This window comes from Vibrio sp. 05-20-BW147 (assembly GCF_013369385.1).
Lineage (GTDB): Bacteria > Pseudomonadota > Gammaproteobacteria > Enterobacterales > Vibrionaceae > Vibrio > Vibrio floridensis.
Genome location: NZ_SZTO01000088.1, coordinates 1 through 637, shown reverse-complemented (window position 1 = coordinate 637; position 637 = coordinate 1). Strand labels below are relative to the sequence as shown.

The 637-nt window shown below is 41.9% G+C and carries 1 protein-coding gene and 1 pseudogene; both read left to right on the top strand.

The window, feature by feature from the left end; all coding sequences use genetic code 11:
* On the top strand, positions 1–478 hold a 478-nt coding region (locus FC652_RS20155; protein ID WP_176299910.1), incomplete at its 5' end, for an adenylate kinase.
* A pseudogene (locus FC652_RS20745) lies at positions 475–540 on the top strand (DUF3265 domain-containing protein); the annotation flags it as partial. The gene FC652_RS20155 and the pseudogene FC652_RS20745, both read left to right, overlap by 4 nt.
* Positions 541–637 lie beyond the last annotated feature (97 nt).

The window sequence follows — 637 nt, the reverse complement described above, 5'->3', positions numbered from 1 at the left end:
CCAGCTTGCTGATAAGCTCAAATACCCATATTTGGAAATGGATGCCATATTCTGGAAGCCAAATTGGCAAGAGTCTACAGACGAAGAATTCTTCGCAAATTTAACTGAGAGTCTAAGCGGCGAACAATGGGTGCTTGATGGTAACTATAACCGGACAGCCGAAATTAAGTGGGCTAGGGCTGACACCATCATTTGGGTGGACTATTCATTTTCAAGGACGCTATTCCAAGCGGTGAAACGAGCATTAATTCGTATTGTTACTAAGCAGGAGCTTTGGGGTAAAGCAGGTAATGTTGAGTCATTCAAAAAATCGTTTCTTAGCAAAGATTCGATTATTCTCTGGACATTGAAAACGTATAAAACAAATCGTATTGGTTACAATGAGTTACTGAATGATTCAAGGTGCAGTCATATAAAGTTCGTTAGGGTAACTAGCCCGAAAAAGGCTAGGATGTTCATCGATGGGTTGCGCACATAACAAGGCGTTTAAGAGGGATTCATGCCGCGTGGCATTTTTAGTATGCGGTGATTTTTGGTGGTTAAAGTGTTCTGCGGAAGGTTGGTTTATGCGGCATTCACCCCTTAACGCAGCGTTATATTTTCATTCGAGGTAAGGGATACATGGAAAGGACTCTGA